Below are 14,291 nucleotides of genomic sequence, written 5' to 3'. Positions count from 1 at the left end.
CGGAAGTTATCGTTGTTGCAGGTCGATATGCCCGACGCGTGACAGGATCAACGGGGCAAGCGCCCGATTGGCGCAAACCAGGCTCGGAAGCAGCGGATTTGGCCGATTATAGGTGAAGCCGCGCCCTTTGTGGTCGGTCAGGACGGCGCCGGCCTCGTTGCAGATGAGGTCGCCGGCCGCCAGGTCCCACTCGTTCTTGGGCGACAGGGCGATGGCGGCGTCGAAGTCGCCGCTGGCCACCAGGCAGATGCGATAGGCGATCGAGTTGCGGCTCTCGACCCGCATGACCGGCCAGGGCGTGGGCCAGCCGGGATAGGCGAACATCCTGGCGTCGCCCAGCATGGCCGAGTCCTCGAGATCGAGGGTCGCGCTGGGCGTGATCGGCTCGCCGTTCAGCGTCGCCCCGCCGCCGAGCGTGGCGGCGTAGGTCTCGTCCAGGGCCGGGGCCAGGACGACGCCGGCGATCGGCCGGCCGTTCTCGACCACGGCGATCGACACCGAGAACCACGGCTTGCCCTTCAGATAGGCGGCCGTGCCGTCGATCGGGTCGACCACGAACTGGCGCTTGGTCGCCAGGCGGGAAGGGTCGTCGGCGGTCTCTTCCGACAGCCAGCCATAGGACGGGCGCGCCCCGGTCAGCTTGGCCTTGAGCAGGGCGTCCACCGCCAGATCGGCGTCGGTGACCGGCGAGCCGCCGTCCTTGGACCACACCTTCAGGCCCTTCTCGCGGGCCGAAACCGCCAGGGCTCCGGCTTCGCGGGCGGCCTCGAGGATCAGGTCCAGGTCGGTCATTTGCCGGCGATCGCCAGGGCGTCGACCAGCAGGGACGGGCTGTTGCTGGCCCCGCGCAGCTCCAGGTCCGAGCCGGGGACCAGGCGGGCATAGATGTCGATCAGGTTGCCGGCCACGGTGATTTCGGTGACCGGGCCGGTCGAGACCCCGTCCTCGAACCAGAAGCCCGAGCAGCCCACCGACCAGTCGCCGGTGTTGCCGTTCAGCGACGGGCCGAACATCGAGGTCACCAGCAGGCCCGTGCCCGCGTCAGCCATCAGGCCGGCCAGGTCCCTGTCGCCCGGTTGCAGGGTCAGGTTGTGGGTCGAGACGCCGGACGGGCCGGCCAGGCCGCGCGAGGCGTGGCCGGTGGACTGCATGCCCAGTTGCAGGGCCGAGCCGATGTTCATGATCCAGGTGGTCAACACGCCGTCGTCGATCAGGGCGCGGGCCTCGCAGGCCACGCCCTCGTCGTCGAACGGGGCCGAGCCCAGGCCGCGCACCCGGAACGGGTCGTCCAGCAGGTTCACGCCCTTGGCGAAGATCTGCTGGCCCAGCTTGTCCTTGAGGAACGAGGTGCCGCGGGCGATCGACGGGCCGGAGATCGCGCCGATCAGCGGGCTGAGCAGCGAGATGGCCAGGCGGTTCTCGAAGATCACCGGGGCGGTGGTCGAGGCGATCTTGCGCGGGTTCAGCTTGGCGACGGCCAGGCGACCGGCCGTGGCGCCGATGCTTTCCGGGGTCGGCAGGTCGGCGGCGTGGCGGGTCGAACGGCCTTCGCCGCCCCGCTCCATCAGCGCGCCCTCGCCGGCGATGGCCGAGGCCGAGACGCCGAAGCCGCTGGCTTGATGCAAGCCGGAAAAGCCTTCGCTCGTGACGAGCCGCCAGGTCGAGGCGCTCCACGATGACGAGCCGCCGTCGGAATTGGTCACCCCCTCGACGGCGCGGGCGGCCTGCTCGGCGGCGCGGGCCTGGGTTTCCAGGGTTTCGGCCGAGGGCTCGGTCGGGTCGAACAGGTCAAGGTCGCGGAACGGCGCACGGGCCTGGCGCTCGGCCGGGGCAAGGGCGGCGTACTGGTCCTCGGGGGCCAGGCGGGCCATGGCCACCGCCCGGTCGATCAGCTTGGCGCGGCCTTCGGCGGAAACGTCCGAACCGGAGACCGTGGCGCTCTGCTTGCCGACAAAGACCCGCAGGCCGATGTCGCGGGATTCCTCGCGCTCGACCTCTTCCAGTTCGCCCAGGCGGACGCCGACGGAGAGGGATTGGCGCTGCGCGAACACAGCTTCGGCGGCGTCGGCGCCGGCTTTCCGCGCGGCGGCGAGCACGTCATGCAACAGGTTTTCGTCCATGGGGTCTTATGGACGAGGGGGCAGGGGCGGGGCAAGGCGTGGCGCGACATCCGCGTCAACCGAGGTCATTCTCGCGGGAGACGTAGGCGGCCAGGCCGCTCATCCCGATCACGTCGCCTTTCGCACCGGCCGCCCGCCGCCCGTCCCGCCGGGCGCGCCGACCACACCACGCCTGTGGCGGCCGCCAGGCGAGATTGGCCATGGAAGGCGTTCCCGACGTGAGGTTCCGATGACCCGCAGACCCGACGAAGACCACTCGAACGCGATGCAGCGCCGCCATCTGGTCAGCGCCCTGCTCGCCCTGCCGCTCGCGGCGGTCTTGCCGACCGTCACCGCGCGGGCCGCGACGGCAGGCAGGGTGCGACCTGGAACGGCCGCCTGGCCGTCCAGCGCCGACTGGGACGGCTTGAACCGCGCGATCGAAAACCGCCTGGAGGCGGTGACCGTGCCGAAGCTGGAACCGGCGGCCGCCAAGGCGCTGCTGTCGAACCCCTTCTACCTCGGCGACCAGCCGGGCTTGACCCAGATGTCGGGCTGGGTGGACGCCTGGAAGTCCGCGCCCAGCGCCTATGTCGTCAAGGCCAAGGACGCCGCCGACGTCTCGAAGGCGGTGCTGTTCGCCCACGCTCACCGCCTGCGGTTGGTCGTCAAGGGCGGCGGCCACAGCTATTTCGGCGGCTCGAACGCCCCCGACTCGCTGCTGGTTTGGACGCGCGGCATGGACGCCGTGACGCTGCACGACGCCTTCGTGCCGGCGGGGTCGACGGCGGCGCCGATCCAGGCCGTCTCGGTCGGGGCCGGCTGCCTGTGGCTGCGGGTCTATCAGGCCGTGACCACCGAGGCGGGACGCTATGTGCAGGGCGGCGGCTGCACGACGGTGGGCGTCGCCGGCCTGGTCCAGGGCGGTGGCTTCGGCAGCTTCTCGAAGACCTACGGCCTGGCGGCCGCCAGCCTGCTGGAAGCCGAGATCGTCACCGCCGATGGCGTGGTCCGCACGGTCAGCGCCCACCGCGAACCCGACCTGTTCTGGGCGCTGAAGGGCGGCGGCGGCGGGACCTTCGGCGTGGTCACCCGCCTGACGCTGCGCACCCACGACCTGCCGCGAAACTTCGGCGCGGTGCGATGGTCGATCCAGGCCGCGTCGGACACCGCCTTCCGCGACCTGCTCGCCCGGTTCCTGACCGAATACGAGTCGAACCTGTTCAATCCGCATTGGGGCGAGCAGGTGCGCGCCACCTCCGACAACCGGCTTTCGGTCCAGATGGTGTTCCAGGGCCTGAGCCAGGAGGCCGCCGAGGCCGCGTGGCGGGGGTTGGCCGAATTCGTCGCCAGCCGTCCCGCCGACTACCAGGTCGTCGAGCCGTTCCAGGCGGTCGCGGTTCCGGCTCGACACTTCTGGGACAAGGCGTTCTTCGTCAAATACGCGCCGGACGCCATCGCGTCGGCCGACCAGCTCGGGGCGCGTCCGGGGGACTATTGGTGGGCCGGGGACGGCGAGCAGGCCGGGGCGATCTGGCACGGCTACGACTCGGCCTGGCTGCCCGCGACGCTGCTCAAGGCCGATCGGCGGGCCGAGCTGGTCGACGCCTGGTTCGCCGCCACCCGGCACTGGTCCGTCGCTTTCCACTTCAACAAGGGCCTGGCCGGCGCGCCCGCCTCGGCGATCGCGGCGTCGCGCGACACGGCGATGAATCCGCAGGTGCTGGACGCCTTCGCCCTGGCCATCATCGCCGGCGAGGGACCCTGCGCCTTCACCGACCTGTCCGAGCCCGACCTGCGCGAAGCCCGCGACCACGCGACCCGGATCCGCGCGGCCATGGACGCCCTGCGCCGGTCGGCGCCGGCGGCGGGAAGCTATCTTTCCGAATGCGACTACTTCACCGCCGATTGGCGACGCGCCAGCTGGGGCGATCACTGGCGGCGTCTCGACGCGATCAAGCGGCGCTACGATCCGCGGGGACTGTTCGTCGTCCACCACGGGGTCGGCAGCGAGGCTTGGAGCCCGGACGGCTTCACCCGGCGCGCCCGAGGGGCAATCTAGCCGATGGCGTAGAACAGCAGCGCCACGCCGCCGAACACATAGGCCACCCAAGTGCAGATCATGCCGATCGAGCGGGCGATCGAGGCGCCGCCGCTGTTGGACAGGCCCACGGCGTGGATCAGCCGGCCGGCGAACAGGATCAGCCCGACCACGTGGACGGCCAGGGGCGGGGCGTCGACCAGGGCCAGGACGATGATCGCCGCCAGGCCGACGGGCACGTATTCGGCGGCGTTGCCGAAGGCGCGGATGGCGCGGGCCAGTTCCGGGATGCCCTCGTCCCCCATGGCGACCTTGTGCTTCTGCCGCAGGCGAACGACCAGCAGCGACAGGGTCAGCAGCAGGAAGACATGCAGCCCCACCCACAGGGCGGCGGCGTGGCCGGAAGCGATGGTGTCCATCGGTGGTTACTCGTGAAACGAAGTCTGAGGTGGCCGCATAAGGTTCAGCGTTCGACGGCGCTGGCAAGCCGGCTCGTGGGGGAGGCGAGCGGTGGGCGTTTAGGCGACCACATCGGCCAGGGTAAGATCGGCGAAGTTCGACGGCTCCACGCCAACGCCGACCCAAAGGTCGTCATTGTCGCCGATGAAATCCGCCCCGCCCGTCCCGATCCAGAAATGAAGATCAACGCCTTCGCGGCTCATCAGGTGTCGTGCGCCGACGATCCCGTCGCCTTCAATGCAGGGAGCGGCGAAGATTTCGACTCGTTTCAACACCGCGCCTTCCAAGGACCCCCAGTGTTCTTCAGGCGAGGCGCGTACGCGATCGAGGGCATAGGGGGCCCATGCGACATCCGGACCCGCGCCGAGAACCATGTTCAGGCCGACCTGGGTCCAAGTTAGGAACAAAGGTTTGTCCCCGAACGCCAGGAAGACGCCGCCCGTGAAGCTGAACGCCGGCGATCTAAGATCGCGCACCAGGCCCGGCGTGTCGGACGTCATCGGCATCCAGATCAGCGCCTCGAGCTTGGCGCCGATAAGGGGCCGATAGACCTCGATCCAATTCGTCACCTACAGCTCCCGCCCGACCGGATACAGCCGGTAGTGGTCGTCGTAATACGGCGTCCGCGCGTAGAACCACGCCAGCCGGGCGTCCGGGTCGGCGGCGAACTTCGGGTCGGCGGCCAGCCTGGCCTCGAACTGCGCCTTCAGCTTGGGGTCGGCGGCCAGCATCTTCTCGGCCAGCGGGGCGATGGCGTAGCCCTCGATATATTCGACGCGCTGCAGCACCTCGGGGAACATCCCCCAGGCGAAGAAGCTCTCGTCGCTCTGCGGCTCCAGCAGCAGGGTCACCATCTCGCCCAGCGGCTGGTCGACCGGCACGCGCACCGAGCCGGCGGGGAAGGTGACCGCGCGGGTCTCGTGGGTGACCGGGCCGGCGGCGATCTCGACATGGCCCTCGTTGGCGCGGGCGGCGAGCTTGGGGGCCTGGAAGCGGATCATGTCGACCCCGACGGCGCGGGGCGCGGTCAGGGTCTCCATCGTCACACCATGCACGCGCAGGCGTTCGATGACCTCGGGCTTGGCCGAGGAGATCCAGTAGGCCTTGGGCGGGGTGAGCTTCAGGCTGGGCTCGGCGGTGTAGAGCGGCAGCGACCAGGGCGTGGGATCGGGCTTGCCCAGCCAGCGCACTTCCTTGCGGCCGGAGGCTGGCGAGTCGTAGGTCTCGAACAGCACGCCCAGGAAGGTCTCGGTGCGGATCGGCTTGTCGCCGCCGCCCCCGAAACTGGTCCCGAAATTGGCCTCGACCACGGCGGGGCGCGTGGCGCGGTCCTGGAGCTCGGCGGCGCGCAGGGCGGCGCCGTCCCTGGCCAGCACCTTCAGGGTCTCTTCGAGCAGGACATAGGTGCCCAGCACCCGCTGGCGGTAAGGCTTGAGCGAATGGTTCTCGACCAGCACCGTGGCGATGCGGGCGGCGTCGCCGTAGCCGTTCGAATAGCGCAGGCTGGCCGGCGAGGCGCCCAGGCCCTTCTTGGGGTCGCGGTCGTCGAGGGCGAAGACCAGCTGGCCGGGGATGTGGCCCGCCGCCTTCAGCCCAGCCTCGGTGGCCGGCAGAAAGCTGTGGTCGAGCCAGGCGCTGGTCGCCTTGGAGCGCGCGAAGTCGCCCTTGTAGCCGGCCCAGCCGTAGGTGATGTCGTACTGGTAGTCCTCGCCGTCGGTGACGTGGATGTCCATGTAGAGGTCGGGCTTCACCCGGTTGATCAGGCCGATCATAGCCCGCATCTCCGGCGAGTCGAGCTTGCCGTAGTCGCGGTTGAGATTGAGGTTCTGGGCGGTGTGCCGCCAACCCTGGATCGTCGGGCCGCGCTGGTTGGGGCGGCTGTAGGGGCTGGCCCGCTCGTGGCCGTCGACGCTGAAGATCGGCACGAAGACCAGGTTGACCTTGTCGAGTGGGTTGTCCTTGCCGTGGAAGGCCCCCCTTTCGAAAGCAATGTCGCGCAGCAGCATCATGCCGGCGTCCTTGCCGTCGATCTCGCCCGGATGGATGCCGGCCTGGACCAGCAGCACGGGCTTCTTGGGATCGAACGCCGCGCCGTCCTTGCTGGCGAACACCACCAGCAGGTCGCGGCCCTCGGGCGACCTGCCGAAGCTTTCCATGCGGATCAGCGGCGAGGCGGCGTCCAGCTTTTCCAGCCAGGCGCGGGTCTGCGCATAGTCGGGCGAGGCGGTGAGACCGGTCAGTTCCGACGGCGTGATCCACGGGTCGGACGGCTTGGCGACCAGCTTTTCGCTGGCGCCATGCCAGGCCAGGGCGGGAGGAAGGATCTCGGACTCCCAGGGAGCCTTGGTCGGAGTCTCAGCCATGGTCATGCCCGCCGTCATCGCGACGGCGACCGCCGCCAACCCGGTCTTCAACATCGCGTACGCCCCCTGGTCACGCGGTGCGTCCTTCGAGGCTCCGCTTTGCTACGCACCTCAGGATGAGGAATTCAGCAAAGCTCCTCATCCTGAGGTGCCCGCGCAGCGGGCCTCGAAGGACGCACGACGTCAAAGCTACTTCCGCTGCACCAGGTCCATGAACCGTTGCTGCAGCATCTTGTCGGTCTTGAACACGCCGCGGAACTGGGTGGTGATGGTCGAGACGTCGTGGTGGCGGACGCCGCGGGTGCTCATGCACTGGTGCTCGGCGTCGATCAGCACGGCCACGCCGGCCGGGGCCAGTTCGTCGCAGATCGCGTCGGCGATCTGCATGGTCATGGTTTCCTGGGTCTGCAGGCGCTTGGCGAAGATCTCGACCACGCGGGCGATCTTCGACAGGCCGACCACCTTGCCGGTCGGCATGTAGGCCACCCAGGCCTTGCCGAGGAACGGCGCCATGTGGTGCTCGCAATGGCTCTGCACGTCGATGCCGCGCAGCATGACCATGTCGTCATAGCCCTGCACGTCCTCGAAGGTCCGGCTCAGCTCTTCGGCGGGGTCGCCGTCATAGCCGGCGAACCATTCGCCATAGGCGTCGACCACGCGCTGCGGCGTGTCGAGCAGGCCTTCGCGGTCGGGATTGTCGCCGGCCCAGGCCAGCAACGTGCGGACCGCCTGCATGGCGGCTTCGCGGGAGGGGCGCAGGGCGTGGTCAAGATCAAGATCGGCGGGAGTGTCGAGGCCGATCAGGGTTCGCTCGCGGGTCAGTGCGTCCATTGTTGTAAGGGGTTTCTTTCCACGGGCTGAGTTGCGCCGGAGCGCCGTTCGCCCCGGAATTACGCGTGCCACCCGTTGAAGGCGCCCTGGCGCCCGACAAGGGCGTGGTTCCAAAACGCTCAGATAGCTATATGGGACGCACACGAACTCCGGCAACACCCTCCCGTTACGTCAGGCGACCAACTTTCCATGACCGTGAAGCTCTATGACACCATGGCGCGCGAAAAGCGCGACTTCGTCCCCGCCGATCCGAGCCGGGTGACGATGTATGTCTGCGGGCCCACGGTCTACAACCACGCCCACATCGGCAACTTCCGGCCGGTGGTGGTGTTCGACGTGCTGTTCCGACTGCTGCGCCATGTCTATGGCGAGGACGCGGTGGTCTATGCCCGCAACGTCACCGACGTCGACGACAAGATCAACGCCAAGGCCACCGCCGAGGGCGTCGCGATCAAGGTCATCACCGACCGCTACCTGGCCTCGTACCACGCCGACGCCGACGGTCTGTTGGCTCTGCGTCCGACCCTGGAGCCCAAGGCCACCGAGCACATGGACCCGATCATCGCGATGATCGGCCAGCTGGTCGACAACGGCAAAGCCTACGCCGCCGAGGGCCACGTGCTGTTCGACACCCAGGCCTTCCCCGATTACGGCCAGCTGTCGGGCCGCGACCTGGACGACATGATCGCCGGAGCCCGGGTCGAGGTCGCGCCCTACAAGCGCCACCCCGCCGACTTCGTGCTGTGGAAGCCGTCGAAGGAAAACGAGCCCGTCTGGGACAGCCCGTTCGGCCCCGGCCGTCCCGGCTGGCACATCGAGTGCTCGGCGATGATCGACAAGTCGCTGGGCCGGACCATCGACATCCACGGCGGCGGCATCGACCTGGCCTTCCCGCACCACGAGAACGAGCTGGCCCAGAGCCGCTGCGCCCACGACCTGCCGGTATTGGCCAACTACTGGCTGCACAACGGCTTCCTGGATATGGCCGGCGAGAAGATGTCCAAGAGCCTGGGCAACGTCATCATCCCGCACGAGCTGCTCAAGACCGTGCCGGGCGAGGTCATCCGCTGGGCGTTGCTGTCGGGCCACTATCGCCAGCCGCTGGACTGGACGCCGGAGCTGATCGAGCAGAGCCGCAAGGCGCTGGACCGGCTGTATGGCGCCCTGCGCCGCGCCAAGACCATCGAGGCGTCGATCGACGTCGACGGTCCGGTCGACGTGCTGGCCGCCCTGTCGGACGACCTCAACACGCCGCTGGCGGTGTCGGGCTTCTTCGAAATCTCCAGCGCCATCGAGCGGGCGGTGACCGCCGGCGACGAGGCGGGGATCGCGGCCAACAAGTCTCGGCTGCTGGCGGCCGGGGCCCTGCTGGGCTTCCTGCAGGCCGATCCCGACGCCTGGTTCGAGGGCGACGCCGACGACGACCTGAAGGCCAAGGTCGAGGATCTGCTCAAGCGCCGGGTGGAGGCCCGCCAGGCCAAGGACTGGACCGCCGCCGACGCCATCCGCGCCGAACTCGACGCCCTGGGCGTGGTAGTGATGGATGGTCCGGCCGGCGCCACCTGGCGCATGAAGGACTAGGATGACAGCGGACGGGGACAGGCACATGTGCCTGTCCCCGATCCCAATTCGGAATCCGATGGCGGATGAGGATTGGTGTGGGGTTGAATTACACTCATAATCCGCTCATCCCGGCGAATGCCGGGACCCAGATGGAATGGCTTTGGAGTTGACGCCATGAGCGCTGAATTCATCCAGTCATCCACCCCGCTATGGGATCTGGGTCCCGGCATTCGCCGGGATGAGCGGAGTTTTTAAGATGATCGCCTACTTCCGGATGTTCGCCGGGTACAACGCCTGGGCCAACCATCGCCTGCACGCGGCCTGCGCCCTGCTGGACGAGGCCGACTACAAGCTGGAGCGGGGGGCGTTCTTCGGCTCGATCCACGGCACGCTGAACCACCTGATGGTCACCGACCGCATGTGGCTGGCGCGGCTGCGGGGCGAGGCCCTGCCGCCGCATGGGCTGGACGCGGTGATCTTCCACGACCTGGCGACCTTGCGCGAAGCCCGCGTCCACGAGGACGCGGGCCTGTCGGCCTACGTCGCCGGCCTGACCGACGAGGCCCTGGCCGGCGAGTTCCGCTGGACCCGGATGGCCGATGGGGCGGTGGTCGTCCAGCCGCTGTGGGCCGCCCTGGCGCACGTGTTCAACCACCAGACCCACCATCGCGGCCAGGTCCACGGCCTGCTCAGCCAGGCGGGCGCCGACCCACCCTCGCTCGATCTGCCGGTCTTCCAGAAGGCCAGCGGACTCGGGTTTTCCTCCTGAAAGTGCTAGATCGCCGACCATGCAACGCGCCGTAGAACACCGCACCGGGGTGCAGGCCCCCGCCGAGATCCTCTGGGAAGTGATCTCCGACTTCGCCACCTGGGGGGACTGGAACCCGGTCCATCCGCGCATCGAAGGCGCCTTGCGCATCGGCACGCCGCTGAACGTCGAGGTCGTGCTGGACGGCGATGGGCCGGCCAAGGTGGTCGAGGCGGTGGTGCAGGACTGGGTGCCCTACGAGCAGCTGCACTGGCGCACCAAGCGCCTGCGTGGCTTCGTGACCGCCATCCGCTACATCGAGATCGAGAACATGGGGCCGACCAACGCCACCTTCTCGAACGGCGAGCTGTTCATCGGTCCGCTGGTGCGGCTGGTCAGTCGCGACGAGCGCCGGCGTCTGCGCGCGGCCTATACCCGCATGGGCGAGGCGGTGCGCGAGCGCGCCGAGGCCATCTGGTCGCAGCGCCAGAAGACCCCCATCTAAGCGGCATGATCGACGACCTCTATTCGGCCCGCATCCTGGGGCTCGTGGCCAATATCCCCCGCACGGGACGCTTGGCCGCGCCGGACGCCAGCGCGGAGAAGACCGCCAAGCTGTGCGGCAGCCGGATCGTGGTCGATGTGACGGTCAAGGACGGTGTCGTGAGCGACTTCGCCCAGGACGTGGCCGCCTGCGCCCTGGGCCAGGCCTCGGCCGCCATTCTCGGCGCCCAGGTGATCGGCGCGGATCTTTCCGAGATCGAGTTGGCCCGCGACGCCTTGCACGCTATGCTAAAGTTCAACGGCCCACCTCCCCAGGGCCGATTTTCGGAGCTCGCCGTGCTGGAGCCGGTCAAGGACTATCCCGCCCGTCATGCCTCGACGCTTTTGGCGTTCGAAGCCACGGTCGAGGCTGTCCGTACGGCCACAGGCGTGACCCAAACCCGAACTAGCCGCGCCGGCGCCGCTTGATCGAGACTTTTCGCTAGTCGATAAGGTCCCGACTCCGTTCGCGAAAGCGCCGGCATGACACTCTACGAACGCACCGTCGACCTGGGCCTGAAGGCCTACAAGACGACGCTCTCGCCCTTCATCGGGCGTCAGTGCCGCTATCTGCCGACCTGTTCGGAATACGCGGCGCAGGCGCTCAAGGATCACGGACCCCTGAAGGGGTCTTGGCTCGCGGTGGGACGGATCTGCCGATGCAATCCGTTCGGCGGACAGGGTTATGACCCGCCGCCTCCGCCGACGACGCCGCGCAAGTGGAAATGTGAAGAATGATCGACCTGATTTTCCCCGACGGCTCGGCCCGACAGTACGCTGACGGATCGACGGGCCGCGACGTGGCCGCCTCGATCTCCAAGTCGCTTGAGAAGAAGGCCCTGCTGATCAAGCTGGACGGCGTGCTGCTGGACCTGGACCGTCCGCTGACGCCAGATCTGCTGGGCGGCGGCAACCGCTTCGAGATCATGACGCGCGAGGCCCCCGAGGCCCTGGACGTGATCCGCCACGACACGGCGCACATCCTGGCCGAAGCCGTGCAGGAACTTTTCCCCGGCACGCAGGTGACCATCGGTCCGAACGTCGAGGACGGCTTCTATTACGACTTCGCCCGCGACGAGCCGTTCAGCCTGGACGACCTGGCGGTGATCGAAAAGCGGATGCGCGAGATCGTCGACCGTGACGAGAAGATCACGCGCGAAGAGGTCAACCGTGACGCGGCGATCGCCGAGTTCGACGCGATGGGCGAGGCCTACAAGGCCCAGATCATCCGTGACCTGCCGGTCAGCGACACGATCACGGTCTATCACCAGGGCAAATGGAAGGACCTCTGCCGCGGTCCTCACCTGCCGTCGACCAAGCATGTCGGCAAGGCCTTCAAGCTGACGAAGCTGGCCGGCGCCTATTGGCGCGGCGACCAGAACAACGCCCAGCTGCAGCGCATCTACGGCACGTCGTGGGCCTCGGAAGCCGATCTCGAGGCGCACCTCAAGCGCATCGAGGAAGCCGAGAAGCGCGATCACCGCAAGCTGGGCCGCACGATGGACCTCTTCCACATCCAGGAAGAGGGCAAGGGCATGGTGTTCTGGCACCCCAAGGGCTGGACGCTGTACCTGGCGCTGGAGGCCTATATGCGCCGCCGGTTGGACGCGGCCGGCTATCGCGAGGTCAAGACGCCCCAGATCCTCGACAAGAGCCTGTGGGAGCGTTCGGGCCACGCCGAGAAGTTCGGCCACGCCATGTTCATGTGCGAGAGCGCCGAGGGCGAGATCCTGGCGGTCAAGCCGATGAATTGCCCGGGCCACATCCAGATCTTCAACGTCGGCCAGAAGAGCTACCGCGAACTGCCGCTGCGCATGGCCGAGTTCGGCGCCTGCCACCGCTATGAGCCCTCGGGAGCCATGCACGGCATCATGCGGGTGCGCGCCTTCACCCAGGACGACGCCCACATCTTCTGCCGCGAAGAGCAGGTCACGGAGGAAAGCGCCCGGTTCATCGAACTGTTGCGCAGCGTCTATACCGACCTCGGCATGGAACTCGCCGACGTGAAGTTCTCGACGCGCCCGGAGCTTCGCGCGGGTGAGGACGCGGTCTGGGACAAGGCCGAGGCCGCCCTGGCCACGGCCGCCGAGGCGGCGGGCGAGACGCTGGTCCTGCAGCCCGGCGAGGGCGCGTTCTATGGCCCGAAGCTGGAGTTCTCGCTGAAGGACGCCATCGGCCGGGTCTGGCAGTGCGGCACGCTGCAACTGGACTTCGTCCTGCCCGAGCGGCTCGACGCGGAATACGTGGCCGAGGACGGCTCCAAGCAGCGTCCGGTGATGCTGCACCGGGCGATCCTGGGGTCGTTCGAGCGCTTTATCGGCATTTTGCTGGAGAACTACGCGGGTCACCTGCCGCTTTGGCTGGCGCCGACCCAGGTGGTCGTGGCCACCATCACGTCGGACGCGGACGATTACGCCCAGCGTGTCGCAGACCGGTTGACGTCGATGGGCATTCGCGCAGAAGTCGATTTCCGGAATGAGAAGATCAACTACAAAATTCGTGAGCATAGCCTCGCGAAAGTACCGGTAATTGCAGTGGTCGGGCGCAAGGAAGCCGAGAACGGAGAGGTTGCCCTCCGTCGCCTGGGGGGCGAGGGGCAGAAGGTGTTGTCGCTGGAAGACGCCGTTCGTGCGTTGACGCAGGAAGCGACGCCGCCGGACCTCGCCCGTCATCGCGCCGTCACGCGCTCCGAGGTGTTGGCGTAGGATTGATGAACAGCATTCTTCCCTCCCATTCGACCTTCGTCTCAGGGGCGCGTCCGATCCGGCCGCGCATCTCGGTGGTCATGGTCGTCTACCAGACGGGGGAGGCGCTGATCGAAAGCATCCGGCATACGCTGAACGAGCCGTTGGTCGATGAGTTTGTCATCATCGACAACGGCTCGCCACCGCGCGAGGCCGAGATGCTGCGGTCGCTGGGCCTGACCGAACCGCGGGTGGTGCTGCAGCAGGGCCACGGCAATGTCGGCTTCGCGCGCGGCGCCAACATGGGCGCCAGGACGGCGCGCGGCGAATACATCGTCTTCCTCAATCCCGACGCCAACCTGCAGCCCGATTGCGTCGAGTCCCTGGCCGCGGCGTTCGAGGGACAGCCGACGCCCACGGTGGTCGGCGCGCGGGTGATGAACGTCGACGGCAGCGAGCAACGCGGCGGCCGGCGCGGCGAGGTCACCCCGGTGACCACCCTGCTGAGCTTTGGCCACCTGACCGCGCGTTTCCCGGGCCTGGCGAACTTCGAGATCCACCGCGAGCACGAGCCCCTGCCCGAAGGCCCGGTACCGATGCCGACGATCTCGGGCGCCTGCTTCGCCCTGCGCCGTCGTGACTTCGACCTTCTGAACGGCTTCGACGAAGGCTATTTCCTGCACGTCGAGGACATCGACCTGTGCTGGCGGGCCCGCCAGGCCGGCGGCCAGGTGCTGTTCCAGCCGCACGCCAAGGTCATCCACCTGGGCCACACCAGCCTGGAGCATCCGATGAAGGTGGAGTTCCACAAGGGCGTGGGCCTGTCGCGCTATTTCATCAAGCGCGCCGACAGCGTCCAGCGCTATGTGATCGCCGTGCTGCTGGCCCCGGCCATCCTGCTGATGAGCGTGTCGCGGCCGCTGATCTGGAAGCTGACGGGACGGCCGATCTAGGGGGTCG

General features: G+C 68.2%; 15 protein-coding genes. 8 read left to right on the top strand and 7 right to left on the bottom strand.

Annotation, left to right across the window (positions count from 1 at the left end; translation table 11 throughout):
- Positions 1-6: 6 nt before the first annotated feature.
- From ASD79_RS10790 to ASD79_RS23835, 3 genes are read right to left on the bottom strand one after another with little or no spacing between them, the layout of a single operon-like run.
- Positions 7-792 (bottom strand): 3'(2'),5'-bisphosphate nucleotidase CysQ, encoded by a 786-nt coding sequence (locus tag ASD79_RS10790; RefSeq protein ID WP_056721366.1) that lies wholly within the window; start codon positions 790-792, stop codon positions 7-9.
- On the bottom strand, positions 789-2,120 hold the full coding sequence (locus ASD79_RS10785) for a TldD/PmbA family protein (RefSeq protein ID WP_056721364.1): 1,332 nt from the start codon (positions 2,118-2,120) through the stop codon (positions 789-791). Before ASD79_RS10785 ends, ASD79_RS10790 begins: the two co-directional genes overlap by 4 nt.
- A 55-nt stretch (positions 2,121-2,175) precedes the next feature.
- On the bottom strand, positions 2,176-2,322 hold the full coding sequence (locus tag ASD79_RS23835; RefSeq protein WP_156400444.1) for a hypothetical protein: 147 nt from the start codon (positions 2,320-2,322) through the stop codon (positions 2,176-2,178).
- Positions 2,323-2,349: 27 nt separating this feature from the next.
- Between ASD79_RS23835 and ASD79_RS10780 the strand changes: the two genes are divergently transcribed.
- A complete protein-coding gene (locus ASD79_RS10780; protein ID WP_235524402.1) occupies positions 2,350-4,161 on the top strand; it encodes an FAD-binding protein in 1,812 nt (603 codons plus the stop codon).
- On the opposite strand, the gene ASD79_RS10775 is transcribed toward ASD79_RS10780, so the two are convergent.
- The 4 genes from ASD79_RS10775 to folE form a co-directional block, all read right to left on the bottom strand.
- Positions 4,158-4,559, bottom strand: coding sequence for an MAPEG family protein (locus ASD79_RS10775; protein WP_056721362.1), 402 nt, complete (start codon positions 4,557-4,559; stop codon positions 4,158-4,160). The genes ASD79_RS10780 and ASD79_RS10775 overlap by 4 nt on opposite strands.
- A gap of 99 nt (positions 4,560-4,658) precedes the next feature.
- A complete protein-coding gene (locus ASD79_RS10770; protein ID WP_056721360.1) occupies positions 4,659-5,168 on the bottom strand; it encodes a hypothetical protein in 510 nt (169 codons plus the stop codon).
- Positions 5,169-7,016, bottom strand: coding sequence for a M14 family metallopeptidase (locus tag ASD79_RS10765; RefSeq protein WP_056721358.1), 1,848 nt, complete (start codon positions 7,014-7,016; stop codon positions 5,169-5,171).
- Between the two features lie 135 nt (positions 7,017-7,151).
- Complete coding sequence (gene folE, locus ASD79_RS10760; protein ID WP_056721356.1) at positions 7,152-7,793, bottom strand: GTP cyclohydrolase I FolE; 642 nt, start codon at positions 7,791-7,793, stop codon at positions 7,152-7,154.
- A 189-nt stretch (positions 7,794-7,982) separates the two neighbouring features.
- Between folE and cysS the strand changes: the two genes are divergently transcribed.
- The 7 genes from cysS (at position 7,983) to ASD79_RS10725 (ending at position 14,284) form a co-directional block, all read left to right on the top strand.
- The gene (gene cysS / locus ASD79_RS10755) at positions 7,983-9,374 is read left to right on the top strand and encodes a cysteine--tRNA ligase (protein WP_056721354.1); all 1,392 of its coding nucleotides are present in this window, start codon (positions 7,983-7,985) and stop codon (positions 9,372-9,374) included.
- Between the two features lie 238 nt (positions 9,375-9,612).
- Positions 9,613-10,125, top strand: a complete 513-nt coding sequence (locus ASD79_RS10750) for a DinB family protein (RefSeq protein WP_056721352.1) — start codon at positions 9,613-9,615, stop codon at positions 10,123-10,125.
- Between the two features lie 19 nt (positions 10,126-10,144).
- Positions 10,145-10,609 carry an SRPBCC domain-containing protein gene (locus tag ASD79_RS10745; RefSeq protein ID WP_056721350.1) on the top strand — a complete coding sequence of 155 codons (465 nt, stop codon included), beginning with the start codon at positions 10,145-10,147 and terminating at the stop codon, positions 10,607-10,609.
- A 5-nt stretch (positions 10,610-10,614) separates the two neighbouring features.
- A complete protein-coding gene (locus tag ASD79_RS10740; RefSeq protein ID WP_056721348.1) occupies positions 10,615-11,076 on the top strand; it encodes an iron-sulfur cluster assembly scaffold protein in 462 nt (153 codons plus the stop codon).
- A 54-nt stretch (positions 11,077-11,130) separates the two neighbouring features.
- Positions 11,131-11,385 (top strand): membrane protein insertion efficiency factor YidD, encoded by a 255-nt coding sequence (yidD, locus tag ASD79_RS10735; protein WP_056721346.1) that lies wholly within the window; start codon positions 11,131-11,133, stop codon positions 11,383-11,385.
- Positions 11,382-13,352, top strand: coding sequence for a threonine--tRNA ligase (gene thrS, locus ASD79_RS10730; RefSeq protein WP_056721344.1), 1,971 nt, complete (start codon positions 11,382-11,384; stop codon positions 13,350-13,352). Before yidD ends, thrS begins: the two co-directional genes overlap by 4 nt.
- A gap of 5 nt (positions 13,353-13,357) precedes the next feature.
- Positions 13,358-14,284, top strand: a complete 927-nt coding sequence (locus ASD79_RS10725; protein WP_056721689.1) for a glycosyltransferase family 2 protein — start codon at positions 13,358-13,360, stop codon at positions 14,282-14,284.
- Positions 14,285-14,291 lie beyond the last annotated feature (7 nt).

It is taken from the genome of Caulobacter sp. Root655, from assembly GCF_001427665.1.
In the GTDB taxonomy this organism is placed as follows: domain Bacteria; phylum Pseudomonadota; class Alphaproteobacteria; order Caulobacterales; family Caulobacteraceae; genus Caulobacter.
This window is presented reverse-complemented; position numbering and strand designations above follow the sequence as displayed.

Coding starts and splice junctions, on each gene's coding strand:
- ASD79_RS10790 (WP_056721366.1), bottom strand. CDS start 792: ATGACCGACCTGGACCTGATCCTCGAGGCCGCCCGCGAAGCCGGAGCC.
- ASD79_RS10785 (WP_056721364.1), bottom strand. CDS start 2,120: ATGGACGAAAACCTGTTGCATGACGTGCTCGCCGCCGCGCGGAAAGCC.
- ASD79_RS23835 (WP_156400444.1), bottom strand. CDS start 2,322: ATGGCCAATCTCGCCTGGCGGCCGCCACAGGCGTGGTGTGGTCGGCGC.
- ASD79_RS10780 (WP_235524402.1), top strand. CDS start 2,350: ATGACCCGCAGACCCGACGAAGACCACTCGAACGCGATGCAGCGCCGC.
- ASD79_RS10775 (WP_056721362.1), bottom strand. CDS start 4,559: ATGGACACCATCGCTTCCGGCCACGCCGCCGCCCTGTGGGTGGGGCTG.
- ASD79_RS10765 (WP_056721358.1), bottom strand. CDS start 7,016: ATGTTGAAGACCGGGTTGGCGGCGGTCGCCGTCGCGATGACGGCGGGC.
- folE (WP_056721356.1), bottom strand. CDS start 7,793: ATGGACGCACTGACCCGCGAGCGAACCCTGATCGGCCTCGACACTCCC.
- cysS (WP_056721354.1), top strand. CDS start 7,983: ATGACCGTGAAGCTCTATGACACCATGGCGCGCGAAAAGCGCGACTTC.
- ASD79_RS10750 (WP_056721352.1), top strand. CDS start 9,613: ATGATCGCCTACTTCCGGATGTTCGCCGGGTACAACGCCTGGGCCAAC.
- ASD79_RS10745 (WP_056721350.1), top strand. CDS start 10,145: ATGCAACGCGCCGTAGAACACCGCACCGGGGTGCAGGCCCCCGCCGAG.
- ASD79_RS10740 (WP_056721348.1), top strand. CDS start 10,615: ATGATCGACGACCTCTATTCGGCCCGCATCCTGGGGCTCGTGGCCAAT.
- yidD (WP_056721346.1), top strand. CDS start 11,131: ATGACACTCTACGAACGCACCGTCGACCTGGGCCTGAAGGCCTACAAG.
- thrS (WP_056721344.1), top strand. CDS start 11,382: ATGATCGACCTGATTTTCCCCGACGGCTCGGCCCGACAGTACGCTGAC.
- ASD79_RS10725 (WP_056721689.1), top strand. CDS start 13,358: ATGAACAGCATTCTTCCCTCCCATTCGACCTTCGTCTCAGGGGCGCGT.